Origin of the sequence: Danxiaibacter flavus (assembly GCF_041060425.1) — a bacterium.
Classification (GTDB): domain Bacteria; phylum Bacteroidota; class Bacteroidia; order Chitinophagales; family Chitinophagaceae; genus Danxiaibacter; species Danxiaibacter flavus.
Window position 1 is genome coordinate 413,966 of sequence record NZ_JAULBC010000003.1, and the last position, 25,473, is coordinate 439,438.

The 25,473-nt window shown below is 41.4% G+C and carries 15 protein-coding genes; 12 read left to right on the forward strand and 3 right to left on the reverse strand.

Annotated elements, in window-relative coordinates:
• The first annotated feature begins 4 nt into the window (after positions 1 to 4).
• The 4 genes from QTN47_RS12160 (at position 5) to ligD (ending at position 6,167) form a co-directional block, all read left to right on the forward strand.
• Positions 5 to 1,186, forward strand: a complete 1,182-nt coding sequence (locus tag QTN47_RS12160) for a cystathionine gamma-synthase family protein (RefSeq protein WP_369329651.1) — start codon at positions 5 to 7, stop codon at positions 1,184 to 1,186.
• A gap of 41 nt (positions 1,187 to 1,227) precedes the next feature.
• Positions 1,228 to 2,748, forward strand: coding sequence for a serine hydrolase domain-containing protein (locus QTN47_RS12165; RefSeq protein WP_369329652.1), 1,521 nt, complete (start codon positions 1,228 to 1,230; stop codon positions 2,746 to 2,748).
• 213 nt (positions 2,749 to 2,961) lie between these two features.
• The gene (ku, locus tag QTN47_RS12170; protein ID WP_369329653.1) at positions 2,962 to 3,738 is read left to right on the forward strand and encodes a non-homologous end joining protein Ku; all 777 of its coding nucleotides are present in this window, start codon (positions 2,962 to 2,964) and stop codon (positions 3,736 to 3,738) included.
• The gene (ligD, locus tag QTN47_RS12175) at positions 3,735 to 6,167 is read left to right on the forward strand and encodes a DNA ligase D (protein WP_369329654.1); all 2,433 of its coding nucleotides are present in this window, start codon (positions 3,735 to 3,737) and stop codon (positions 6,165 to 6,167) included. Before ku ends, ligD begins: the two co-directional genes overlap by 4 nt.
• A gap of 486 nt (positions 6,168 to 6,653) precedes the next feature.
• Here the strand turns inward: ligD and QTN47_RS12180 are convergent, their stop codons facing one another.
• A complete protein-coding gene (locus tag QTN47_RS12180; protein ID WP_369329655.1) occupies positions 6,654 to 8,615 on the reverse strand; it encodes an SGNH/GDSL hydrolase family protein in 1,962 nt (653 codons plus the stop codon).
• 472 nt (positions 8,616 to 9,087) lie between these two features.
• Positions 9,088 to 10,266: an acyltransferase family protein gene (locus QTN47_RS12185; protein ID WP_369329656.1), complete on the reverse strand. Its 1,179-nt coding sequence runs from the start codon at positions 10,264 to 10,266 to the stop codon at positions 9,088 to 9,090.
• Positions 10,267 to 11,268: 1,002 nt separating this feature from the next.
• On the opposite strand from QTN47_RS12185, the gene QTN47_RS12190 reads away from it, so the two are divergent.
• The 6 genes from QTN47_RS12190 to QTN47_RS12215 all read left to right on the forward strand — a co-directional run bounded on the left by QTN47_RS12190 (position 11,269) and on the right by QTN47_RS12215 (position 18,973).
• Positions 11,269 to 12,741: a patatin-like phospholipase family protein gene (locus QTN47_RS12190; protein ID WP_369329657.1), complete on the forward strand. Its 1,473-nt coding sequence runs from the start codon at positions 11,269 to 11,271 to the stop codon at positions 12,739 to 12,741.
• A gap of 3 nt (positions 12,742 to 12,744) precedes the next feature.
• A complete protein-coding gene (locus QTN47_RS12195; RefSeq protein ID WP_369329658.1) occupies positions 12,745 to 13,404 on the forward strand; it encodes a hypothetical protein in 660 nt (219 codons plus the stop codon).
• A gap of 166 nt (positions 13,405 to 13,570) precedes the next feature.
• Entirely contained in the window at positions 13,571 to 16,906 is a 3,336-nt protein-coding gene (locus QTN47_RS12200) for a ThuA domain-containing protein (protein ID WP_369329659.1), read from the forward strand.
• 49 nt (positions 16,907 to 16,955) lie between these two features.
• Complete coding sequence (locus QTN47_RS12205; protein ID WP_369329660.1) at positions 16,956 to 17,168, forward strand: hypothetical protein; 213 nt, start codon at positions 16,956 to 16,958, stop codon at positions 17,166 to 17,168.
• A gap of 181 nt (positions 17,169 to 17,349) precedes the next feature.
• Positions 17,350 to 18,435 carry a glycoside hydrolase family 76 protein gene (locus QTN47_RS12210; RefSeq protein WP_369329661.1) on the forward strand — a complete coding sequence of 362 codons (1,086 nt, stop codon included), beginning with the start codon at positions 17,350 to 17,352 and terminating at the stop codon, positions 18,433 to 18,435.
• A gap of 10 nt (positions 18,436 to 18,445) precedes the next feature.
• A complete protein-coding gene (locus QTN47_RS12215; RefSeq protein ID WP_369329662.1) occupies positions 18,446 to 18,973 on the forward strand; it encodes a class I SAM-dependent methyltransferase in 528 nt (175 codons plus the stop codon).
• 107 nt (positions 18,974 to 19,080) lie between these two features.
• On the opposite strand, the gene QTN47_RS12220 is transcribed toward QTN47_RS12215, so the two are convergent.
• Positions 19,081 to 19,779, reverse strand: coding sequence for a hemerythrin domain-containing protein (locus tag QTN47_RS12220; protein ID WP_369329663.1), 699 nt, complete (start codon positions 19,777 to 19,779; stop codon positions 19,081 to 19,083).
• A 1,008-nt stretch (positions 19,780 to 20,787) separates the two neighbouring features.
• On the opposite strand from QTN47_RS12220, the gene QTN47_RS12225 reads away from it, so the two are divergent.
• Both QTN47_RS12225 and QTN47_RS12230 read left to right on the forward strand, forming a co-directional pair.
• Positions 20,788 to 23,868, forward strand: a complete 3,081-nt coding sequence (locus QTN47_RS12225) for a SusC/RagA family TonB-linked outer membrane protein (RefSeq protein WP_369329664.1) — start codon at positions 20,788 to 20,790, stop codon at positions 23,866 to 23,868.
• A gap of 54 nt (positions 23,869 to 23,922) precedes the next feature.
• Positions 23,923 to 25,449 carry a RagB/SusD family nutrient uptake outer membrane protein gene (locus QTN47_RS12230; RefSeq protein WP_369329665.1) on the forward strand — a complete coding sequence of 509 codons (1,527 nt, stop codon included), beginning with the start codon at positions 23,923 to 23,925 and terminating at the stop codon, positions 25,447 to 25,449.
• Positions 25,450 to 25,473 lie beyond the last annotated feature (24 nt).

Sequence of the window (25,473 nt, forward strand, 5' to 3'; positions counted from 1 at the left end):
ATTTATGCAACAGGAAAATTTAAAAAATGGAACAAAGGCTGTATGGGGCGGAGAAAGTGATCCTTTTGTGCATGATGCTGCAACAACGCCGATAGTGAACAGTGTAACATTTGCTTACAAAGATCTTGATGAATGGTATGATGTGGCAACCGGTAAAAGCAAAGGCTATATCTATAGCCGGAACACGAACCCTACAGTGACTGTTCTTGAGGAAAAGATCCGGATGCTGGAAGATGCTGAAGCCGCCATCTCTTTTTCAACTGGTATGGGCGCAATCAGTAATACATTGTTTACTTTTCTTACGCCGGGCAAAAGAGTTGTTTCGATTAAAGATACTTACGGTGGAACAAGTAAGATTTTTTTGGATTTCCTGCCGATATACAATGTTGATGTTCATTTATGTGACACGACAGATCATGATGAACTTGAAATGCAGATTGCAAAAGGTTGTGACCTTGTATACCTGGAAACACCAACAAATCCAACACTTAAGATTGTTGACATAGCCCGCATTGCAAATGCGGCAAAGAAAGCCGGCGCTATTGTTGTTGTTGATAACACATTTGCAACGCCCATTAATCAACATCCATTGCAATTAGGTGCAGATCTTGTTATACATAGCGCAACAAAATTCCTGTGCGGTCATTCTGATGCATTGGGCGGATTACTTTGTGGCAAAAAAGAACTTGTTCAGAAAGTATTTCAATTCAGGGAGATCAACGGCGCCAGCCTGCAGGCAGAACCAGCCTATTTGATTGCGCGCGGAATGAAAACACTGGAACTGCGCATTGAAAGGCAAAATGCGTCTGCACAGAAAATTGCCAACTATTTAAAGGCACATCCAAAAGTAAAAGACGTTTTTTACCCGGGCCTGGAATCACATAACGGACATGCGATTGCTGCCCGGCAAATGAGTGGTTTTGGTGGCATTCTGAGCTTTTCACTGGATGGCGGTTACGAACTTGTAAAACAGCTATTGCCTAAATTAAAACTGGTGCATCTTGCAGCAAGCCTGGGCTCCGTTAGTACACTTGCCGGGCCGCCAAGAACAACAAGCCATGTGGAACTAACAGAGGAACAACGCAGGTTGCTGGGAATACCTGAAAGCCTTATCAGGTATTCTGTTGGCATTGAAAATGTGGAAGACTTGCTGGCAGACCTTGAACAGGCACTTGCTTCTTTGTAAGATGTGCGGTTAAATTAATTCTGATCTACTTTTTTGTTACTATGATGAAATATCGTAAACCACTTCGCATACTAAAAACAGCTGTATTGCTGTGCACGTTATGTGCAAGCAAAGTCTTGTCACAGGAAACACAGGATTTTGAAAAAGCGTTTCCTGTTGTTGAAAAAGTATTCAATGATTTTGCAACACAAAATCATTATCCGGGGCTTGTATACGGCATCGTAAAAGATGGAAAACTGGTTTACACAGGTGCCACGGGTTTTATCAATATCGAAAAGAAATATCCTGCAACAGCGAAATCTGATTTTCGCATAGCGTCTATGACAAAAAGCTTTGTCTCTGTCGCCATTCTACAGTTACGCGATGCGGGAAAACTAAGATTAGACGATCCAGCCAGCATGTATATTCCCGAATTGAAGGATCAGAAATATCTTGCAACAGATGCACCGGTGATCACCATCAGGCATCTGCTCACGCATTCTGCAGGATTTCCTGAAGACAATCCCTGGGGTGATCGTCAGCTAGCCATCACAAACGAGCAATTTAAAAACATGCTGAAGAAAGGTATTTCTTTTTCTAACGTACCCGGCATTGCGTATGAATACAGCAACATGGGCTTTGCAATGCTTGGTTATATAGTGCAGAAAGTTTCGGGAGAAACCTATGCCGCCTATATTACCAATCACATTCTAAAACCACTCGGCATGAGCCATACATACTTTGAATACAGCAAAGTTCCGGAAGAGCAGCTGGCTCATGGTTACCGTTGGCTCAATAATAACTGGGTAGAGCAACCAATGCTGCATGACGGCGCTTATGGAGCAATGGGTGGCATGATCACAACTATGGAAGATTTTGCAAAATATGTTGCATTTCAATTATCGGCATGGCCTCCACGCAATGACCATGAAGATGGCACCCTAAAAAGAAGTTCACTCAGAGAAATGCAACAGCCCTGGCGTTTTAATAATCTTAATTCCTTTTCAAACAGCAGCAAGCCATGCCCCGTTGTTTCTGCATATGGCTATGGATTGCGTTGGAGCAAGGATTGTAAAGGCATCGTTAGCGTTGGTCACACTGGCGGACTTCCCGGTTTCGGCAGCAATTGGGTTATTCTTCCTGATTATGGAATCGGCATTATTTCATTTAGTAATCTTACCTATGCCTCCGCAAGCTATATTAACGGAAAGGTTATCGATACGCTTCTCAAGCTTACCGGTTTAAAGCCCAGGCCAATACCTGTTTCACCCATACTTGAACGGCGAAAGAACGAGCTGATAAAGCTGTTGCCTGATTGGCGAAACAGTGCTTCACAAAAGATCTTTGCCGAAAACTTTTTCATGGATTATTTTGAAGATTCATTGAGAAATGAAGCGCAGCAGATCTTTAAAAAAGCAGGAAAAATAATCAACATAAGGGAACTAATTCCTGAAAACAATTTACGCGGCACTTTTATAATGGAAGGTGAAAATGCAGATATCCGGGTTAGTTTCACGCTTACGCCTGAGACGCCGGCACTCATTCAGGCTTATGATATTGAAGCAATTGAAAAAACGCATTAACGAACAAGAGCGCTTTATTGTTTGAACCTTTTTCACAACGCTTTAAAAATTAATAATTTAATGAAGAGTGTTTAAATTTCTTTTAACCAATATCAGCACATCAATGAATATTTTGTTTATCTGCTAAAGAACGACTTCCTATTTGCGCTTTCTTTTCGCTTTCTTCTGCAATTGCTTTTGGCATCGTTTTTTGGTAGCTTGTAGAAAAAAACCATGAAATCAATATGGACGGGTTCAATCGGTTTTGGCCTGGTAAACATTCCCGTAAAAATGTACAGCGCCGTTGAAGAGAGCACGCTCGATCTTGATATGCTTGACAAAAAAGATTATGCCAATATCAAATTCAAAAGAGTAAATGAAAATACCGGCAAAGAAGTCCCATGGGCAAATATTGTAAAAGGATATTTGGTGAACGAAAAGTACGTGGTGCTGGATGAAAGCGATTTTGAGAAAGCGAGCCCGGAAAAAACAAAGCACATTGAAATAATGCAGTTTGTGAATGAATCTGAAATAGACAGCATATATTTTGAAGTGCCTTATTACCTGGAGCCTGAAAAAACAGGTGCAAGAGCCTATGCGCTGCTAAGAGAAGCCCTCGCTAAAACCGGAAAAGCAGGCGTTGGCATGTTTGTAATGCGCAATCGCGAACATGTTTGCCTGATCAAAGCTTCAGGGGATGTAATTGTTTTGAACCGCATACGATTTGCACAAGAGATCAGGGATACATCAAGCCTTAACTTACCCGGAAAAACCAGCAAACCGGCAGAGGTTAAAATGGCCATCAACTTAATTGATCAACTAACCGAAGCTTATGATCCATCAAAGTATAAGGACGATTATACAGATAAATTATTAAAGATCATTCATGCAAAAGCAAAGGGCAAGACGTTGCCATACAAGCCTATGAAAGTCGTTCATTCCACATCCAAGGATTTGATGGAACAATTGAAAGCCAGTCTTTCATCACCTGCTAAAAAGAGAGCCTCATGAGTTTAGCGCTCTATAAAAAGAAACGAGATTTTAAGCAAACAAAAGAACCGGAGGGAGCACAAGGGAAGCAAAATAAATTCCGTTTCGTAGTTCAGCGTCATGAAGCAACACGCCTTCACTATGATTTCAGGCTTGAGCTTGGTGGCGTGTTGAAAAGCTGGGCCGTGCCCAAAGGCCCTTCGCTTAATCCTACCCAAAAGCGCCTGGCAGTAATGGTAGAGGATCACCCTGTTGACTACATTACATTCAAAGGAAAAATTCCGGAAGGCAACTATGGCGCAGGCAATGTAGACATTTGGGATCATGGTACATTTGTTCCGGTAACCGAGGACCACGAGCCAATTACAGAAAAACAAGCACTTGCTGCAATAAAAAGAGGTCAATTGAAATTTGCCCTGAAAGGGAAAAAACTGAAGGGTGAATTTGCTTTGGTAAGATTAAAAGATGACGATAAAAACTGGTTGCTGATAAAACACAAGGATGATTACGCGGTAAATACCATATATAGCGCAGAGAATGATCTTGATGATGCTCCTGCTAAAAAGAACGTTGCCTCTATTCGTCATGGTAAAGCCAAACATGTAACAAAATACATTAAGCCGATGTTGGCTTCTATCACGAAGACACCATTTGATGATAAGGAATGGCTATTTGAAATAAAATGGGACGGATACAGGGCTATAGCAGAATGGAAAGACGAAAAACTCAGGTTTTATTCCCGCAACGGAATAGATTTTACCGAACGTTTTCCATCCATCGCGAAAGAACTTGCAAAGCTCAAACATGATGTGGTTCTTGATGGTGAAGTTGTACTAATTAATGACAAGAATTTGCCTGATTTTCAAAAACTGCAGCATTATGAAAACCATCTTAATTATCCTTTGATCTATTATGTATTTGATATCCTTGAACTGGAAGGAAAAGATACAAGAAAGCTGCCATTGACAGACAGAAAGCAGCTTGCAAAAAAGCTTCTGCAGAAAAATAAAGTAATTTGTTATTGTGACCATGTTGAGGATGCCGGTGTTGCCTTCTTCAACACCGCCAGGGAAAAAGGACTGGAAGGCATTATAGCCAAGAAAAAAGACAGTACATACTCTGAAGGATACAGAAGCAGGGAATGGCTGAAAATAAAGAACGTGCAAAGCACAGAAGCTGTGATCGCAGGATATACAGCACCACGTGGCAGCAGAAAGAATTTCGGATCACTGATACTGGCTTCAAAGAAAGGGAAAGGCTGGCAGTATCGGGGTCACGTTGGTACAGGCTTCAGCATTGAGTTATTGAAAGCCCTGAAAAAAACAATGGAACCATTGGAAACTGATGAGTCGCCCTTTGCTGAAAAGGTTCCGGTGAACGATGCAGTAACATGGCTAAAACCTAAGCTTGTAGCAGACATTGCCTATACAGAAGTTACAAGGGACGGTATCTTCAGACATCCTGCTTTTTTACGTTTACGTGATGAGAAAAAAGTTAAAAATATGAATGACGAAAGCGAAGCCGCAATTGAACCGCCGCAGAAAGATGAAGTCATCAAGGCCGGCGCGCAGAAAATAACCATCAGCAATTATCGCAAAATATTCTGGCCGGACGAGGGCTATACAAAGGGCGATGTAGCACATTATTATGAGCGTATGTCAAACTACATTCTTCCTCATTTGAAGAACAGGCCGTTGTCGTTGAAACGCAACCCCAATGGTATTCGTGACGAAGGATTTTTTCACAAGGATGCCGGGGAGAATGCTCCCTCCTATGCAAAAGTATTTCCTGTTGAAAGTGCGAGCACCAACAAGACGATCGATTATATCGTCTGCAACAACCTCGCGACGCTGTTATATCTCGCTAACCTTGGCTGTATTGAGATAAATCCATGGAATTCTACTATCCTGAAACCGGATGCCCCTACGTGGATGGTAATAGATATTGATCCTTCACCTAAGAGTAAGTTTACGGAAGTTGTTGATGTTGCTTTGGCAACGAAGGAAGTTATGGACAAACTTAAGATGGAGTGTTTTTGTAAAACATCCGGCGCAAGCGGATTACATGTGTATACTCCTTTGAAAAACAAATATGATTACAAGCAGGTCAGAGATTTTGCGCAGATCATCGCAGGCATGGTAGTAGAAATGCTGCCTGATACATCCAGCATTGAAAGATCACTAAGTAAGCGTGGCTCCAAGATCTATGTTGATTATCTTCAAAACAGCCAGGGGCAAACGCTTGCTTGTGCATATAGCTTGCGGCCAAAAAAAGGCGCAACAGTTTCAACTCCACTGGAATGGAAAGAAGTCAATCACGATTTGCATCCATCGCAATTCACCATCGACAATATTTTTGAACGTGTAGAAAAGAAAGGCGATCTGTTTAGCAAGGTAATTACGGGAAGTAATGATATGCTGAAAGCCTTAAAACTAATTGATAAGGGATAATTGACAATTGAAAATGAAGGCCTCTGTGGTTGTAGCGCTAAAGCTTATGAAAAGGCAAGTCGTCTGCAAGTAGCAACGTTAACGGCGTTTAATTTTATTAAGGAGATAAGCAGAAGTTATGCAATCCCGAAGGGATGGAATTATTATAGAGGAGAAGATACATCTTTATTTAACCCCGACGGGGTGACATAATAAAATGTCACCCCGTCGGGGTTTGATGGCGTGGGTCCGGACTTTGCTATAATAATTCCATCCCTTCGGGATTAGGATTAGTTCGGCAAAAGTCAGCCCTAACTTTTATCCGACAAGGATCGCGACCCAACCTGTTTAGATTTAGTGTAACAATAATGATTGAAAATTGAAAATGAAAGGCCTTCTTGTTGTTGCCTTTGGGTCTCACTAATAATTCGATCGTGCACCGAAGCATCTATTCATTCGCATATCTGCACATTTCCCATTTGCACATTTTCAATTTTCCCTTTCCAATTATCCATTAACTAAAAAGTGTACGATCCTGCACGCATTGCCTTTGCTTTTAGCGTCTTTGCTGTCAGCGATTTTTATATGCAAAGTGTGATTCGTATTCTTTAACTCACTTCCGAGTAATAAGTACCACGGCAAATGAAGCAAATTACTCCATTGCGTATAAAGGTTGATGGTTTTGGGAGCGCCATTATCAATTGAATAAGTGATCATTCCTGCATCGCTTCCTGAGACTATCGCAATACCAACAGCATTGCCCTTGAATTTAAAAGACAAAACTGCACCTGGCTTGTCGCCAACCAAAACAGGCATATGCGCAAAGCCATCACGAGTGGACAGACCATCAGAAGGTTCCCAATTTTCATCAATCTTCCAGCCGTTGTCTGTACCTGCTTTGTGTATATCCACATATCCTCCGTTATCAATGCTCTGTTTAGTTAACGGAGCTGCCATTGTTGTTTGAGAGGACTGTTTGTTCAAATTGTTATCATTAAAGCAATTATTCAGCAGCGTTTTAATGGTAGCAGCGTAAAGCTCCTGTCCGTAAGGTGATGGATGCACATCTTTAAAATCATACGTCCAGGTAAATTCTTTATTACGGATCTTATCATGCACTTCTTTCGCCATATTTAAAGACGGCAGTCCATAATGTGCTGCAACCCGTTCCAGGTTTGCAATTTCAACAGGCGTAATGCCTTTGCCATAATCATCATTCTTCTGTTCATCAGCAAATGACATCAGCACAATATCCATTTGAGGATTGGTTCTCCTAGCGTGTCTCACAATCCCTTCCAGCGCCAGCATTTGTGTCAGACTATCAGTTCCGTTAACACGATCATTTACAGCTGTCTCAACAAACAACAGATCAACCTTACCGGAGTCCAGCACATCTCTTTGTAAACGGAATGAATGAGGAAGGCTGCCCAGCGAAGGAATACCGGCAGCAATAAAATGAAACTTTGTATCCGGATAGTGCTCCTTCAGGTACCTGCATATTTTATCGCGCCATCCCGGGTTGTAGGTAATAGATCCGCCGAGAAAGGCAACGGTTGCCTCCTTGTTGTTGTGGATGGCATTAAAGCTGTTTTGTAGCCCATTTCTTTTGTTCACATAAGGCCCATACGGCAATCTGTCATTTGCAGGATATGCGTTTTGTGCAATAAAATCAGCCCATTTGCCCGCGTGTTCAATAGGGAAATGATGCCCGCTCAGCTCCTGCGGTCCCATTGTTACCGGGTAAATGGACATTGGCCCACCGAGGGCTGTATAACGTTGTGCAAGCATATAAGTATTCTCGTCAGATGGCAATAACCTGTCATCGTAACCTATAACGTGCAGCACTGGAATTTTGAAAGCGGCCATTCCCTCAAGATTATCAACAGGGTTATCTTTAAATAGCAACGCCTGCTGTTCCGTTAAAGAAAATATCTGCAGGAACTGATTCCAGCATGTGCTGTCGCCTGGGCCTTTCCCTTTGCCGCCGGGCCAGCTTTTGATATCGCAGACAGGAGCTTCAGCATAAATACAATTAACCTTATCAGGATTTCTTTTTGCCCACGCATAAGCATACAATCCACCTCTGCTAACAGCTTCCAGGGCAACAGTATGGGCAAATGAAACTGAATCGGTCAGATATTGATATAGCTTATTGTACAGGCGCATTGCCGAAGGACTTCCATATTGATTGTCAACATTCAGAAAAACAATGTGAAATCCTTTTGCCAGTAAGAGGCTGTCCATTTCCGTGTGCCAGTCAGGAAAAGACGTTCTCCAAACCCAGGGATTGCCCGGTAATGCTTTTGCAGGCTTTACATAATAAGCAGCATGATCTTCCAGCAGAAAATTTACTCTTGCAAAACCTTTCCATTTGTCAGTGTGAAAACTTACCGGATGTTGGCAGAACGAGAAAAAAGATACGCATGCTAAAAAAATAACGCAACAAAATCTTGCGACAGTATATTTCATGCAGATTGATATTTATTCAGGTATGATGCTTTAAAAGCAATATGGCGAAGCGAATTTAAATCCAATCCGATAAAAAATATAAACAAGGGTGAAGTAAATTTGACTGAATTTCCGGAACTACTGTCAATATCTTCTTAAAAATTATCACTCATGGAAATCAACGAGCAACTTGCTAATCGCGTGAGAGCATTAATTGCAGCCAAAGAAAACAATATTGAGGAATGTACGATGTTAGATGTACGATGTTAGATGTCAGGACACGACAAAGTTTTGACTAATTATGTGCATATAATAAATTATACCTCAACAAATCAGGCATCCGGCATCCTTTACATCGTACATCGTACATCTAACATCGTACATCTAACATCGTACATCTTACATCTTACATCTTACATCTTACATCGTACATCTTACATCGTACATCTTACATCGTACATCTAAAATCGTACATCGTACATCTTACATTACCTCACACCCTCAAGAACACTTTCTTCCTATACATAAAATACAGGAACAGCCATTTAAGAAGCACGTAAGTAATTGCTAAGACTACAGCGTTAAACGGATTTCCTACCAGTTGTCCCAGCCATTTAAAGAAGCCGTTGTTGGAGTATTCCCAGTTAATAAAATGCTCGGACATATATATCAAAATAGAGTTCATTCCGATTATGCGGAAAAAGAATGCCCAGTTTTTATAACCCTTTACATCTATAATAAAATAAAAGATTGACAGAAACAGCAGGCTTATGCCACCTACGTGAAACACAAATGAGCTGGTCCAAAGATTTTTATTAATCGGGAAATCAAGGTTCCAGATTTGTGCAATAACAAGACATATGACCCCGGCAATGGCTAACCGTAAGGCCTTTGTGTTGCCGCTAACATCTTTTCTTTTCAGATAATTACCAGCCATTATTCCCAGTAATCCGGTGCCAATGGCAGGAATAGTTGACGTTAAACCTTCGGGATCATGAATCCCCAGGTATAGTTTGCCCGGCATCAGCAGGCGGTCAATGTATGAAGCAAAATTTCCCTCCATCGTCAGGTCGCCTGTGGGAAAACCAGGTGCGGAGTTGAATTTGAGCAATAGCCAGTAACCTGTTACCAGCGAGAAAAACCAGATCAGCTGGCCTCTTTGCTTGGTATACAGGTATATTATGTTCGCAAACATATATGCCAGCCCGATGCGTCCCAATACGCTTCCGAACCGCACTTCTGCAATGGGCTTTATCTGCAGGCCGTTGTTATAAATAATACCGAGTAGTACAAGTAACAAACCTCTTCTTATTACGCGCCACAACAACTGTTGCCGGCTTTTGCCTTTTTCAAGTTCCTTGCCGACAGAAAAAGGTGTTGCTACGCCCGCAAGGAAAAGAAATAGCGGAAATATAAGGTCATACATGTGAAAACCGTTCCACGCGGGATGTGTAAGCTGGTTAGCAACTGCACCCCAAAATGGTGAACCTGTTGCTTTTGAGAGTTCATGAAAAATGCTTTCCGCACCCATTATCCAAAACATGTCGAAGCCACGTAATGCATCCAACGAATAAAGGCGCTGATTAATAAAATTGCTTGCTGAAGAAGGTTGTGTTGATACGGGTGGTGCCTTCATTTCGGCCATGGAAATGTCAGCTTGTCTTGGTTCCATTGTTGTTTGTTTAGTGTTCTTATTCGGTTACAGTAGCAGGGTTCTTAAAGATAACTATTTTGACCACCCAAATAACGGGAAAACATTTTTTTGAATAAAAAAAGTTAATGGAGGAACGGGTGAAGATTCGGAATAGGGTGTAAGGTGAAATGTAGAACATCCGGCATCTAAAGTGCAATAACTGGTGCTATTTGGCAATCCGGTACATAACGGCCAGCCATATAAGACCCTTAACAAGGAAAAACATAAAGCCCCAGAACCCGAGCTTTTTCAGCCACAACAGTAATTTGTTCTTATGTTTTTTATCCTGAATCAATAGCTGATTATTTGGAAAGCAAAGCTACTCTTTACTTCTGATTGTCGTTTTCCGTATAGGAAATTTATCAGTGCAGCATAAATTGACAAAGCATAAAAACGGGCGATAAAGAACCATTATTGTCCGATTAACAGTGAAACAGTATTTTAATTAACAACGGAGAGATTAATCAATCTAATTTTATTCGGAAGAATAAGCTCAATTTATTCAATCCCGAAGGGATGAAATTATTATAGTAATGCGTAAATTATTTATTCAAACCCTGAAAGGGTGGCATAGTATAATGTCAACCCCTGCCCGTCCGGTCAGGCGGGCTTTGGGTTTTAAATACCGCCGTCTATTTCATTCTATAATAATTTCATCCCTCCGGGATTGGGTTAACCAGCGCTAAAATGTTTCTTCGTATGGGTTATTATTAATCACGTCTGTTCACTAAAAGCCCACGTGCCAGGATCGGATATTTTTTCTCTTGGCAACCCCTGATTTTGAAACATCGGATACTCTTCTTATTTAGATGTAGCTTAAGCTCATCTGCTACTGTGATCTAAGAAGGTTTTAGACTCATTTTGTTCAAATTTTAATCGGACAATAATGATAAAGAACGCTTGACGATTCCTCTAATTGTAATCTAAAAGGTTGACATTTCAATATTTATCTATTACATTTAAACTGCTAACCATAACCTTATGCTTAAAATTGAAGATTTCACAAACAACCCTGATGTAAAAGAATGCGTTGAACGGCTAGAACGGGAGTTCGGCAGCAATGGACGGCCATTTGTTGTTTCTGATGTGTTGGACAGTGAGAACCATCAATACGTTAACCTGGTACAAAAAGGCGGTGGCGTATTGGGCGTGGCACTTGTAGGTTATACTTATATACTTGAATACATGGGTATAAGGTTTATGCGCCTGGCAGGTACGAGCGCCGGAGCCATCAACACATCGCTAATGACTGTGATAGGCCGGAAAGAAGAAGCCAAATCCGACAAGGTTTTGGATGCCATCTGCAAACTCAATTTTTTTAACCTGGTAGACGGCCACCCGGTCGCAAGAATGCTCATCAAAAATTTTATCACTAACACAGATTTTAACAGCAACGTAAAAAAATGGATAGCGGGGATCGTGATTACGCTGCTCTTTTTTGTTACCGGTGATTTCGTGTGCCTGGGCCTGCAAAAGGCTGTACCCTGGGTATCCGTTCTTACCAAAACATTTTTTATTCTTACAGGTTTCTTCTTATTGATCCTTGCGGTCTTGCTTGTTTATATTTCAACTTTATTGAAGCGTTTAAAGAACTCAGGTTTTGGGATCAACCCGGGCGATTACTTTTATGACTGGATAAAACAACAATTGCAGGCAAATGGAGTTCATACCGTTGATGACCTGAACAAAAAAGCTGCCCAGGAAATAAATGGATTGTATTTGCGTGTGCCGCACGAGGAAGGAATAGCCGATCTTAAAGGGGATGTTACCTTTATTACCTCTGAGCTGGTTACTGAAAACAAAATACAGTTCCCGGCAATGTGCAACCTGTTTAGGAAAGCGGGCGACATAAACAGTTTACAACCTGCAGGCTTTATCAGAGCCTCAATGTCTATTCCGGTGTTCTTCGAATCTTATTTTATTAACGATATACCGTGTACTGATCAGGATATAAAAGATGTCTGGTTGAAAACCTTTGGAGAAACTGATCCTCCTTCAACTGCAAGATTTGTTGACGGCGGCATTCTATCCAACTTTCCGATAAACCTGTTTTACAATCCAAAAGTGCTTTTTCCCAGGCTGCCCTCATTCGGTATAGACCTGGATGATACTAAACCGGATGACAGCGCAAAAACGGCTGAGAACTGGAGTTTGGCGGGTTATTTCGGCCGCATGTTCAACACGATCAGGTTTTACTACGACAAAGATTTCCTGATAAAGAATCAGTTTTTCAAAAAAGGGATCGGAACAATACAGCTGGCCGATTTCAACTGGCTTAATTTCTTTATTACGGATAAAGATAAGATTGAGATGTTTGTTCGCGGAGCAAAAGCTGCGACTGATTTTTTAATACAGTTTGACTGGGATGCGTATAAGAATGAACGCTCAGATATGCAGCAAAAATTGCTTAGCGAACAAAAAACTTCTGAAAGTAAATCACGTGTAATTATTTAACATATGTACACAATTAACTGGCAATTATTCTGTATATTTTTTGGAATCATGTTGCTGATATCGTTCCTGATGGCTTTACAAGGGAGGCACTTTTATACTAAAGATGTTGTTATTCGCAAATTCAGCATAATGGATCTGGAGATACCGGCCACACCACTCGAGTTGAAGAATGTGCTTGCCGGCCTGTATGATTTGCCGCCTGAACAATCCCGCAAATCAATTGGTGCATTAAAAGGTCAATTGTACCTGGACTTTTTATACATGCCTTTTGCTTATGGTTGCATTTATATTGCCTGTGCGCTTATATCCGGAAAAATGGAACATGACGCAGGCAAAGCTGTATTTACCGCCCTTGCTTTCCTGCAATTTTTACCCTGGTTGTTTGACATAATAGAAAACATTTATCTTCTCTCAAAGATCAAACCTGATGTTAAGGCATCCAGCAACCCGGTTCACAAGGCCTATCTTGCTATGGAAGCTGCTAAATGGGGTATTGCCCTTACCGGTGCCATTTGCGCAATTGCTGCCCTCTGTTACTTCTGGCTCTCCGGTAGCTATGCATCTGATTCCGTGAGATACTTCGTTTTTATAGTTGCGGAAATAATAATATTTGCAGCCTTACTGAAATTTTTTATTAAAACACCTCCTCCTCAAAAAGCTTAAAACGCTGCTTTATCAACCATCGTTAGCATCTTCCCGGCAGGAATAAAAATAAAATATAATAGGTAAAAATTACCGACAATACGCTCCATTCACAGAAAACCACGGGCTTAAAAGGCATTTTTTTTTATCTTTCGCCCTTTATTCATAATAACGTCACTTTCACCACATGAAAAATGCCTCGAAACTTGTACTCCTGGCTTTATGGAGTATTGTATTTACTAACTGTACCAACAACAAACCCAAAGTACTCGTTTTTACAAAATCAAAGGGATATCATCATGAATCAATTCCGGCGGGAGCTGCTGCCATTATTAAACTGGGAGAAGAGCACCAGTTTAATGTAGACACCACTTCTGATGCTACGTACTTCAATGATGATAAGCTGAAAAAATATTCTGCAGTCGTTTTCTTAAGCACGACCGGAAATATTCTGAATTCAGACCAGAAAGTTGCGCTTCAACGCTATATTGAAGCTGGCGGCGGATTTGTAGGGATACATGCCGCGGCAGATGCTGAATACAACTGGCCCTGGTACAATAAGCTTGTAGGAGCCTATTTTATGAGTCATCCGGGCGATCCCAATGTTAGAAAAGCAAACGTAATCGTTACTGATACAACTAATCCTGCCTCCAAAGGTTTGCCCCAAACATGGGAAAGAACGGATGAGTGGTATAATTACAAAAGCATTAGTCCGGCAATAAAAGTGATTGCGAAGCTGGATGAAGATTCTTATGAGGGCGGTGAAAACGGAGACAATCATCCTATTGCGTGGTACCAGGATTTTGACGGCGGCCGGTCATTCTATACCGGTGGCGGCCACACAGCAGAAAGCTTTAGCGAGCCATTGTTTTTGCAACATTTAGCGGGCGGTATTCAATACGCAATGGGTAATGGCGTAAAACTCGATTACGCCAAATCATATGCTACAAAAGCGCCTGAAGAAAACAGGTTTAATAAAGTAATCCTCTCTAACGACCTAAATGAACCAATGGAACTTGCTGTTGCGCATGATGGACGCGTGTTCTTTGCCGAACGTTCAGGTAAGTTCTATATGTACGATCCTACCAATAACAGCACAAAAGTTCTGTACAACTTCCAGGTACTTCCGGATACAAAGACCGCCTTCGGCAATGGTGTACTGGGTATGACAATTGATCCTGACTTTGATACCAACAACTTTGTTTATGTGTTTTATTCTCCCAACAAAACGCCGGCAAGGCAGAATATTTCAAGGTTTAAGATCATTGGAAGGGATTCACTTGATGTCTCTTCAGAAAAAGTATTGATTGAAGTACCGATCGATCTGGAAGTAAGTGCCCATACCGGCGGATCACTGGCATGGGATAAGGATAAAAACCTGTTTATTTCTACCGGCGACAATACTGTACCGTTTGCTTCTGATGGCTACGCGCCAATTGACGAAACACCAGGTCGCCTGACATATGATGCGCAACGCTCAGCATCCAATACAAATGATTTGCGTGGTAAAGTTTTACGTATTCATCCTGAACCGAACGGAACTTACACTATACCTGATGGCAACCTGTTTGCAAAAGGTACTGCAGATACAAAACCAGAGATCTATACAATGGGTTGTAGAAACCCCTACCGTATCTCTGTTGACCAGGCTACCTCTATTTTGTATTGGGGTGAGGTTGGACCAGATGCCGGTGAAGATGGCGACAAAGGTCCGCGTGGTTATGATGAGATCAACCAGGCAAAGAAACCCGGAAACTATGGCTGGCCTTACTTTGTGGGTGATAGCAAAGCCTACCCCCGTTATGATTTTGTGACGAAGGTGATCAGCGAAAAATTTGATGCAAAAGCGCCTGCAAATAATTCAGTATATAACACAGGTCTTAAAACACTGCCTCCGACAACAAGCGCAATGATCTGGTATCCATATGCATACTACGATCAATTCCCTGATCTTGCACAAGGCGGCCGTTGTGCTATTGCTGGTCCTGTATATCATTATAACAAAGACAAGCACAACAAGATCGGTCTTCCCGAATATTACGACAAGGCATTGTTTATTGCTGACTGGATGCGTAACTGGGTATTCGCAGTAAGATTGGATGAGAACAACAATTACAAGCGCATGGAACCGTTTATGCCGTTGACAGGTAATTTCAAACGCCCGATCGACTTTGAAATAACACCTGATGGCGTAATGTATATGCTCGAATATGGTTCAGTATATGGTGCGGATAATGACGATGCAAGACTGGTTCGTCTTGAGTTTAATGGTGGCAACCGTGCTCCGGTGGCGGCCATCAAAACAAAAGACAGCATAGGCCTGGCTCCGTTAAAGGTAAAATTGGATGGTAGCAGCAGCTCAGATAATGATGAAGATGATGAGTTGACTTACGAGTGGAATTTTGGTGATGGTTCTGCTACCTCTAAGGAAGTTGCACCAGAGCACCAGTACACAAAAAATGGCGTATACAAAGCAACGCTTACAGTTACCGATCCTAAAGGTGAAAAGAATACGCAGTCAATCGACATTAAAGTAGGAAACACACTGGCTGCTGTAAACGTACAGGTAGCTTCAAACAGCACTTTCTACTTCCCCGGTCAGCCGATTAATTATGATGTAGCGGTTACGGACAAAGAAGATCAGACAATCGATCAGCAAAAGATTATTGTAGATCTTAAATACGTGCCTAAAGAAGCAGCTTCATTTTCAGTTCTGGGTCATCAGCAACCCGGTACCGTTATCGTAAGCCCGGGCAAGGCGTTAATGGACGGAAGTGATTGTAAAGCCTGCCATACATTAAATGAAAAATCAGTTGGCCCGGCATTTATGGAAGTATCCAAACGTTATAGCGGCAAACCCGGTGAAGCTGACAGGCTGGTAAACAAGATCATCTCAGGTGGTGCTGGTGTTTGGGGCGACCACGCGATGAGTGCGCACCCACAGCTTTCAAAAGAAAACACACGCAAAATTGTTGATTATATTCTTTCTCTGTCAAGTCAAAAATCTTATGACAGTCTTCCTGCAAAAGGTTCTGTAGCATTGAAAGCCGATGATGCAAAAACAGGTGGTAGTTATGTATTAAGTGCATCTTATACAGATCAGGGTAACGGCATTGTTCCGCTTACTGCACACAACCAGGTTGTATTGCGTCCTGCTCGTGTGCAGGCTGAAGATGCCGATGTGTTGCATAACATTAACCGGAGCAGGGAACAGTTAGGTGCTATTCATAACAAATCTTACTTCGTTTTGAAGAATATAGATCTGAAAGATATCAAACAACTGACTTATCGTTATTCGTCAAAAGAAATAGCAGCCACACTTGAAGTACATGTTGGTTCTGCAAAAGGTCCGGTTATCAGCACGCTTGATTATAAAGCTACCGGCGACTGGCAGAAGTTTGTAGAAGTGACTGCTCCTGTAAAAGATCCGGGCGGAAAAAATGACCTGTATTTTGTATTTAAGAAAGATACACCACCCAATCAGCATATGTTTACGCTGGATTGGGTAGAGTTTAAAAAATAAGCACTGATCCTGGTGGCACAGTAATTGAACCAACTACAATAAACATTATATGAAAACATTCGGTATAATACTTATTGTAGTTGGTATTGTAATGATACTCTTCAAAGGTTTTACGTATCATACAGAAAAAAATGTCGTTGATCTGGGCAATGTGGAGATAAACAAAAAGGAAAATAAGTGGGTCGGATGGCCAACTTACACTGGCGTGGCAGTGGCAGCTGTAGGCATTGTGCTTACCATTAGCGGCAATAAAAACAGATAATTGTGTTGAATATTGCGGAGTTTTTTCCGCAGATGGATATTTTTCTTTCAGTGAAAAGGTAATTCTTACATTAAAGGAGCAATCTTTTATTAAGAATTACCTTTTTATTTAATTGGCTGATTTAAATGAGCATTGAACTCCATCCCGCGTTTTTCGTTATTTTCGAAAGCAAAAAAATCTGATGATTCTGCAATCCCGGCGCTTTTTTGCTTTTATAGTACTGATCTCCCTGTCTTTTTGTGGCAACAGCCAGTCAATCACTCAGCAATTCCGCCAATATGCTGATAGCACTTACAAGAATATCTACACTTTCTTTTACGATCCATCCTCTCAGCTTTTCAGAGAAACAACCGATTATTCTAAAGATGATCATCCTTATTCCTATTTATGGCCGCTTTGCGCATTGATACAGGCAGGCAATGAGATGGAGATAATGAATACGCACAAAAGTTATATGGAAGGGATTACTACTGCGATTAAAAAATACTACACAACCAAATCTCCGGCGCCCGGATATAAAGCCTATTTAGGCGAAAATGATGACCGGTATATTGATGACAACCAGTGGGTAGGATTGGCATACATGGATGCGTACAAAAGAACATCAAATAAAAACTACCTGACACTGGCCGAAGAAATTTACCGGTTTATGATGACGGGTTTTGATCTTAAGCTGGGTGGCGGACTTTATTGGCGCGAAAATGATACCACAACAAAAAACACCTGTTCTAACGGTCCGGGCATTGTGCTGGCACTCAAGCTTTATAATGCAACTGGCAACAAAAAATTCTTCGATACTGCAATGCTTTTATATAACTGGACGAACAAGCATTTACAAGCGGCCGACGGACTTTTTTATGATGCAATAAAAATTCCGGGAGGAAAAATTGATTCAGCAAAGTACACCTATAACACAGGAACCATGTTACAGGCAAATGCAATGCTTTACAACATAACCAAAGACAAAAAGTATTTAACTGAGGCGCAAAGAATAGCTTCAGCATCAGCAACGCAATTTTATAAGAACGGGCACTTCCCGGGCAACGACTGGTTCAACGCAGTGCTGCTTCGGGGATACGAAGAACTCTTTCTTATTGACAAGAACAAAGCTTATGTTGTGTTAATGATGAAAGATGCTGATAGAAAATGGCAACAAAGAGATAGCAACACGGGACTGATGGGTAAAGAGGTAAGGAAAAAACTGCTGGACCAGGCAGGAATACTGGAAATATTTGCACGCCTTGCAAATATCGAAGCAATGTTGTAAAACAATTTTAATGGAGTTACAAGAAGCTATAAGATTATTACACCAGGAGGTATATCCTTTCAATGCACCTGAAACATGGGTTGACGCTGGATGCGGGTCCGGTTTATTCACTCTCGCATTGGCCTCATTACTTCCCAAGGGTAGTCATATTTATGCAGTTGACAAAAACAAAAGCGTTTTACAGAACATTCCTGACTCGTATAACAATGTTTCCATTCAAACAAAAGTTGCTGATTTTTCATCTGAAGGCATGCCGTTCAATAACCTCGACGGTATGCTTATGGCCAATTCTCTACATTATATAATGGATAAAATAAGCTTTATTAAACAAACACAGCGATCATTGAAACAACGGCACAGCCTGCTGATTGTTGAATATGATACCGACACAGCTGTTTCTTCATGGGTTCCTTATCCTGTCAGTTTCGCATCGCTCGAAAAACTTTTCACCAAACTTGGCTATCAACATATCCATAAGATAACAGAGACCGCATCACGTTATAACAGAAAAGGGATATATGCGGCAATTGCCTTCTGAAAGACAGTTCCGGATAGATTTCCCAATGCTCATTACCGCTATATTCTGAATAGTAAAAGCCTCTTAATACAAGCATAAAACAGCCCGGTAGAACCGGGCTGTTTTAATTATCCATAAATGTCAGAGACCACAGCTTTTCCTCTTATTGCATCCTTTAGATAACTCCACCTTTCCGCGGGCAGCTCGGACTCAGCCATCTGCAGAAATGCTTTAAATGCATGTTCCGGTGCGCTATTCCTGATCCCATTGATCCATTGTGTTAACTCTGCATCATTTATCGAACGGATTATCCATTTGCTTTGCTCAGCAAGCACAGCTGGTTCAATGGACTGTACAAGCGCCTGGTGAATCTGGAGAATTTCAAGGTCACTATAATGCTCCCACAATACCTTGTTCAGAAGATCTTCTTCCTTATTCATATGATAAAGATTAAAAGCAATAAACTCATTGAACTCATAAAAAATCTGCGTACCGAGATCAATCATTTCTTCTTCATCATAAGTTACTTTCCAGTCAATAATGTAATCATTGATATTTTTCGACAAGGCGTGGTCCGTAACGTGCTCACGTTCAAAATCATCAACCAGCTTTGCATTGTAACGTTGAATAGCCGGGAGAATAAAATTATTTTCATGCTTCGCATGTTCATCAAAGTAGAACAATACACGTTCAACTTTCCTTATCGCGTTCCATCCTTGTTCACGGCTGCTGAAATCCGTCCGCTGTAATGTGTTTGCCGCATCATACAGACTTGCTCTAAGGGCTTTGTGGATCAGGTTAAAGGTGTTATACCTTGTCTGTTTCATTTTTTAAGTGATTTATAGGTTATGCAATTTGAGATTTGAATTTTAAGATTTGAAATTGACAGGTGCGGGATCACCGGGAAAACTCATTCACCTCTTTGGCTGGTATTATATATTGCCTTAGGATGTGATAAAGTCTTTTAAGGATCGGGGCTTCAATTTCGAAGTGCAATGTTCCACGATTTTAACGAGACAAAAAAATTGATATTGGATGAACGGTGAAAAAAGCGGGATGGATTGGAGAATTTGAAATTTCAAATTTGAGATTTATGATAATCTAACTGCGCACGCTCAGGTCAACCTACCTGAATACGAAGCAATATTTATATTCCACTCAAACCAACAGCAAGTACCTGAATTAAGAACGCGCTCGCACCCGAATAATTTTAAATCTCAAATTTCAATCTCTCAAATTTTATATCCTATTAATTTGGTAGACTAATAAAATTCTACTACATTTGTTTTGTTGCTCATTTTAAGGGGGTAACAAATACCGGAAACTAATAGCAAAGAAAATGTTCACTGAAACACAAAGCAGACAAGTAATACTAACAAATTCCTTCTGCAAGCAGGCTTTAACTGAATGCTGTCCTTCATGTTGTTGTTGCTAAGACCAACATCGCTCTAACTGTTTGCCCGCCGCCATTTCAGCATTTTTAAAAATTATCAAACATGGTTTTACGATGTCGTTTCTAAAAAACAACATTGCCAGAAGACCTGGTTTACTGGTGATGTACTATGTCTGTGGGTTAAAAAATTGAATGGATTAAAGAAATTCTATAAAAACATAGCACCAGAATAAAAGATCTTTAGACTAGAAAATTTGCATAAGTTCTATTTGACAGCAGCATCATTTTCAATTATCAATTTTCAACTATCAATTTTCAATTAAAAAAAGTGGCCGGCAACTGCTCGCAACAGTCCCGGCCCGAACTAAACAAGGCTCGTTAAACAGCACTGCGACATAAAGCCGCAGGCCGTTACCATTATTTAATTACTAAATCAAATGTAATGAAAAAACATTTCCGCAATGGAGTGTGGTTTTTACTGCTTTTTCCTATCCTCACTTTTGCTCAGCAAACGCCTGAGCCATTAATTAACTCAACACTTACAGGAACCATTATTGACAGCAGGGCAAAGACTCCGCTGGATGGCGCTACCGTACACATAAAAGGCACTACACATGAAGTGTTAACCGATAGCAAGGGCAAGTTTAGTTTTCGCACAGGACAAAAGCTTCCCTTTACTTTACTCATTAATTATGTTGGCTACCAGCCTTTGGAAATAATTGTCAATGATCCGGTAGTAACTATCACGTTACAGGAATCTCAAACTCAGTTAAACGAAGTAGTTGTAGTAGGTTATGGAACGCAACGGAAAAGTGACATATCCGGTTCCGTAGCAAGTGTTCCAAAAAACGTCTTATCTCAACCGACAGCATCTTTTGACAATCTTTTGCAAGGTGCAGTTTCCGGCGTTTCTGTAACGCAGAGTTCAGGACAGCCGGGAAGCACAGCTACCATCCGGGTGCGCGGCGGCAACTCCATCAGCTTTGGTAACGACCCCTTGTATGTAATTGATGGATTTATTGTTTACAATAACAATAGCTATACAAATTCCGGTGCAACAAGCGGAGCCACTGTAAATGCGCTTTCCACCATTAACCCGTCTGACATCGAGTCTATTGAGGTATTGAAAGACGCATCTGCAACGGCTATCTATGGTTCACGTGGTGCTAATGGAGTAGTACTTATCACCACGAAGCGAGGCAAAAAAGGCCGGGATGAAATCTCCTATAGTGGTTATTATGGCGTACAGCAGGCAACTAATAAAAAGAAATTGCTGAACGCTTCGCAGTGGGCGTCATTGGTGAATGACATCAACATTAGCGATAATGTTCCGAAAACTTATACTGATTCAGCAATCGCTGCACTTGGCGAAGGATATGACTGGCAAAGCGCCGGCTTGCGGGATGGTGCTATCCAGAATCATGAGCTTTCCTTCTCCGGCGGCGATGACAAAACACGCTACCTTGTTTCCGGAAATTATTTCAACCAGGAAGGGATTGTGCTTAATACCGGTTTTAAAAGGTATTCCGGCAGGGTGAACTACGAGCGCAATTTATCCGACAGGTTTAAGATCTCGGTAAACATTTTCGGCAGCAGCTCTACACAGGATGAAACTTCCAATGCTAACGGTCCTGCATTTGCGACGCTTTTACAAACTGTTCCCCTCGTGCCGATCAAAAATGCAGATGGCAGCTACAACACAAACAATCCGTATATCAGCGTGCCCACCAATCCGCTGCAGGATATAACTGCAACAACTAATCGCAGTTATATAACACGTACACTCGGCAACTTTTCAGCAGAGTATAAAATATTGCAGGATCTGAAATTAAAAATCAGTGCAGGCGCAGATCTTATCAATACCAAACAAAACTATTATGCGCCATCTTATACAACAGCCGGCTACACACCTCAAGGTTACGGCTCTGTAGGCAACATAAAGGCGACTACGTGGTTGAATGAAAATACGCTCACATACGATCATATTTTCGGCAACGATCATTTTTTGAATGTTATCGTTGGCTATACCACTCAGTCAGGCAACGACGAATCATCTGTTGCATCAGCACAAAAATTCCCCAATGACCTGACTACATACAACAGCCTGGGATCTGCCAGCACGCCATTACTTGCCAGCTCGAATGCACATAGCTGGACATTAAATTCCTGGCTGGCACGAGCAAGTTATTCTTACAAGCATAAATATAATGCAACTATTTCCGCACGTGCCGACGGATCTTCTGTGTTGGGAACAAATAACAAGTGGGGCTACTTCCCTTCTATCGGTTTGTCATGGAACATATCAGAGGAAGATTTTCTAAAATCAAACAATACCATCAGCAACCTGAAACTCCGTTTATCTGCAGGACAAACGGGTAACTCAGGCGTACCTCCTTACAGCTCGTTATCAACCCTGGCCCCTGTTAACTATTATTTCGGAAATCCGCTCACACTTGTAACAGGTATCGCACCCACCCAACTGGCCAACCCGGATCTCAAATGGGAAACAACCACACAATACAACGCAGGTATTGATCTTTCCATTATCCGCAATCGCGTAAACTTCAGTGTTGATGCTTATTACAAGAAAACAACAGACCTCTTGTTGAACGTTCCATTCCCGGTATATACGGGTTATGTCAATATAGTGAAGAATGTCGGCAGTGTTGAAAACAAGGGCTTTGAGTTTTCTATCAATTCGGAAAACATCAAAACGCAGAACTTTGTATGGCGGTCCACATTGGTCTTTGCTAAAAACCTGAACAAGGTGCTTAGTCTTGGCCCTGGCATACTTAACTTTTTCCCGACAGCGCCCATCGGACAGCAGTCACCCGTAATTGTACAAACCGGTTTACCCGTAGGAACATTCTGGGGATATACAACTGATGGATTACTGACAGGCGAAGACATCGCAAAGGGTACTCCGTTATTAACGGGTGTTCCTCAACAAGAGGGCGACAGGAAATATGTGCCCATCAATGGTCATACCAGTGTAACCAATGCAGATAAACACGAGCTGGGTAACGCTCAGCCTAAGTTTACTTTTGGCTTCTCAAACAACATCTCCTGGAAAAAATTTGATCTCTCATTCCTGTTGCAGGGTTCTTATGGCAACAAAATATTCAACCAGTATCAGCAGTTGCTGGAAAAACCAACACTATCGTTAAATGCTTCAGCAACATTGCTCGACAGATGGAGCGCATCAAATCCCAACGGCACTGTGCCAAGGGCTACCAATTCTCCGGTTCCCCAGATCATCGACCGTTATGTTGAGGATGGTTCTTATCTCCGCCTGAAAAATATTTCACTTGGTTACAGTCTGCCACAATCAGTGCTTTCGAGGATCAGGATTAAACAAGTGCGGGTTTATGTATCAGCACAAAATCTTTTCACCATAACGAGTTATACAGGATTTGATCCGGAAGTTAATTTCTATGACGGCGATAACACTAAACAGGGAATTGACATGGGCTTATATCCATCAGTTAAAAATTTTACTGCAGGACTTAATGTAACGTTCTAGCGCAATCAGTTCATCATTTATATAATTTATTCAGTCATTGTAAACACAAAAACAATGAAAACAATCTTCATAAAAAAATCCATCAATAAACGTAGGCTTATTACTGCGTTAATTATCACATCAATACTCGGCACTGTCACTATTCTTGAATCATGCAACAAGCTTGTTGAAGATCCCACATCTGTGGTTGTTTCAACACAATTTTACAAAACACAGTCCGACGCAATTGCTGCTGTCAATGCAGTTTACAACACATTGAATGCTTCACCGGGAGATTTCCCTATGTACGGCAGACAGTTAAACCTGCTAACAGATAACGCCAGCGATAATCACAATTTTAGCCCGAGCAATACCAACCCGGATGTTAGAGCAATGGGAACTGTTACCTATGTATCTTCTAACGGAAGAATATTAAAGAACTGGCAACAACATTATTTTGGCATTAACAGGGCAAACATTGCGATTGATAATATAGCACTCATCGATGCATCTCAATTCAGCAATGCCGCATTGAAAGACAGGTTGATCAACGAAGCCAAATTCATCAGAGGATTGTTGTATTTCAACCTCGTAAGGCTGTTCGGTGACGTGCCCCTGGCACTGCACAATCCAACATCTACGGATTTGCGCAGTATCCAGGTGCCCAGAACATCAAAAGACAGCGTGTACGCCCAGATTATCCAGGATCTTAAAGATGCCACCAATTTGCCGAAATCTTATTCCGGTAGCGATATAGGCCGGATAACCAGCGGAGCTGCACATTCGTTGCTGGCGAAAGTGTATGTAACCCGCAGGCAATGGAGCAATGCTTTAACCGAGTTACAGGCGGTACTGAATGGGGGTTATAATTATGCGTTGATTCCAAACTTTAAAGATGTTTTTCAAAAAGCAACGAAGAATGGTGTTGAGCATATCTTCTCTGTTCAGTTTAATGGCAATGGCGGGGAAGCGAACAGCGTTCAATATCTCAGCTCAAGCTTTACTTCTTTCAATACGGGCACTTTTCCGATTGACATCATCTCAGACAGCAGTGTTGTAAAAATATTTGCGGATGACGATACCCGTAAAGCCGTTACTTTCTATACAACACAATACAATCCTGCGAATGGCCAAACAGTTGTATTCAACAACCCTTACACACCCTACTTGAATAAATTTGTTGATTATAGTGTAACTCCGCTTAATTCTCAAAATTTAAGCAGCATTAATTTCCCTGTGATACGTTTTGCTGAAATACTGTTATTGCAGGCTGAAGTCTTAAATGAGATCAACGGAGGCCCCACTGCTGAAGCTTACACCGCAATTAACCAGGTGCGCCACAGAGCCAATGTACCCGAACTTACTAAAGGTTTAAACCAGGCAGCCTTCAGGGATTCTGTATTTCTCGAAAGAAGAAAGGAATTTATACAGGAAGGTCAGCGCTGGTTTGATCTTGTAAGAAAGGGCGGAAATTCTCTTGTTGATGCGCTTCATAAGATAGCGGCCAAGTCTGCGGCAAGTCCAAAGGATACGTTGTTCCCAATTCCGCTTACAGAAATTCAGTTAAATCCATTGTTAAAACAAAATCCCGGATGGGAATAGCCGGGGCTGTCAGCTTTCAGCTAT

Coding starts and splice junctions, on each gene's coding strand:
- QTN47_RS12160 (WP_369329651.1), top strand. CDS start 5: ATGCAACAGGAAAATTTAAAAAATGGAACAAAGGCTGTATGGGGCGGA.
- QTN47_RS12165 (WP_369329652.1), top strand. CDS start 1,228: ATGATGAAATATCGTAAACCACTTCGCATACTAAAAACAGCTGTATTG.
- ku (WP_369329653.1), top strand. CDS start 2,962: ATGAAATCAATATGGACGGGTTCAATCGGTTTTGGCCTGGTAAACATT.
- ligD (WP_369329654.1), top strand. CDS start 3,735: ATGAGTTTAGCGCTCTATAAAAAGAAACGAGATTTTAAGCAAACAAAA.
- QTN47_RS12180 (WP_369329655.1), bottom strand. CDS start 8,615: ATGAAATATACTGTCGCAAGATTTTGTTGCGTTATTTTTTTAGCATGC.
- QTN47_RS12185 (WP_369329656.1), bottom strand. CDS start 10,266: ATGGAACCAAGACAAGCTGACATTTCCATGGCCGAAATGAAGGCACCA.
- QTN47_RS12190 (WP_369329657.1), top strand. CDS start 11,269: ATGCTTAAAATTGAAGATTTCACAAACAACCCTGATGTAAAAGAATGC.
- QTN47_RS12195 (WP_369329658.1), top strand. CDS start 12,745: ATGTACACAATTAACTGGCAATTATTCTGTATATTTTTTGGAATCATG.
- QTN47_RS12200 (WP_369329659.1), top strand. CDS start 13,571: ATGAAAAATGCCTCGAAACTTGTACTCCTGGCTTTATGGAGTATTGTA.
- QTN47_RS12205 (WP_369329660.1), top strand. CDS start 16,956: ATGAAAACATTCGGTATAATACTTATTGTAGTTGGTATTGTAATGATA.
- QTN47_RS12210 (WP_369329661.1), top strand. CDS start 17,350: ATGATTCTGCAATCCCGGCGCTTTTTTGCTTTTATAGTACTGATCTCC.
- QTN47_RS12215 (WP_369329662.1), top strand. CDS start 18,446: ATGGAGTTACAAGAAGCTATAAGATTATTACACCAGGAGGTATATCCT.
- QTN47_RS12220 (WP_369329663.1), bottom strand. CDS start 19,779: ATGAAACAGACAAGGTATAACACCTTTAACCTGATCCACAAAGCCCTT.
- QTN47_RS12225 (WP_369329664.1), top strand. CDS start 20,788: ATGAAAAAACATTTCCGCAATGGAGTGTGGTTTTTACTGCTTTTTCCT.
- QTN47_RS12230 (WP_369329665.1), top strand. CDS start 23,923: ATGAAAACAATCTTCATAAAAAAATCCATCAATAAACGTAGGCTTATT.